At 61.0% G+C, this 572-nt stretch carries 1 protein-coding gene; it reads left to right on the top strand.

All coding sequences use genetic code 11. The features are described 5' to 3' along the window. Nucleotides 1-162: 162 nt before the first annotated feature. A complete protein-coding gene (locus tag D6860_RS25110) occupies nt 163-432 on the top strand; it encodes a DNA -binding domain-containing protein (RefSeq protein ID WP_076623807.1) in 270 nt (89 codons plus the stop codon). Nucleotides 433-572: the final 140 nt, after the last annotated feature.

Below are 572 nucleotides of genomic sequence, written 5' to 3'. Positions count from 1 at the left end.
CTGAACTCCGACCAGGGGATTGGAGTGATGCATGTGCAGGCGAAGGCCGTCGCTAAGAGCTGACTATTCCGGCAGGTTTCGCCGTGAACGGAATTGCGCTATTGCCGTGCTCACGAAAACGTCAACCTTCTGTGCTAGGATTGTGCAGAAGCCGCAGTGGGGATGCGTGTGACGATCAGCAGCTTGCAGGATGTGCCGCCGCAGGGGGCCGTGGTGACGGATTATGACCGTCGCCACATGGCGCAGTATATGCGTTTGCTCGATGCTGCAGGCGAGGGCGCGAGCTGGCAGGAGGCGGCGCAGATCATCCTGGGTCTCGATACGCAGAAAGAGCCGGAGCGGGCGCGCCTGGTCCACGACGCCCATCTTGAACGCGCACACTGGCTGAGTTCCGAGGGCTATCGGCAATTGGCGGCGGGGCGCACCGGCTGAGAAGGTGATGCGTGCCACGCATCACCTGATGCCTTGGGGCGGACTTCCCAAGTGATTGATCTCTCGGAATCCTTTTCCTGAGATCAACCCAGGGGAGAGGCGATACCATGCAACCCGACCGCTCGAATTGGCGTGACCAG

Source organism: Salipiger sp. D13 (genome assembly GCF_003703915.1).
Taxonomy (GTDB): Bacteria; Pseudomonadota; Alphaproteobacteria; order Rhodobacterales; family Rhodobacteraceae; genus Salipiger; species Salipiger profundus.
The sequence above is the reverse complement of the archived record's forward strand: the minus strand, read 5'-3'. Positions and strand labels throughout refer to the sequence as shown.

Coding starts and splice junctions, on each gene's coding strand:
- D6860_RS25110 (WP_076623807.1), top strand. CDS start 163: ATGCGTGTGACGATCAGCAGCTTGCAGGATGTGCCGCCGCAGGGGGCC.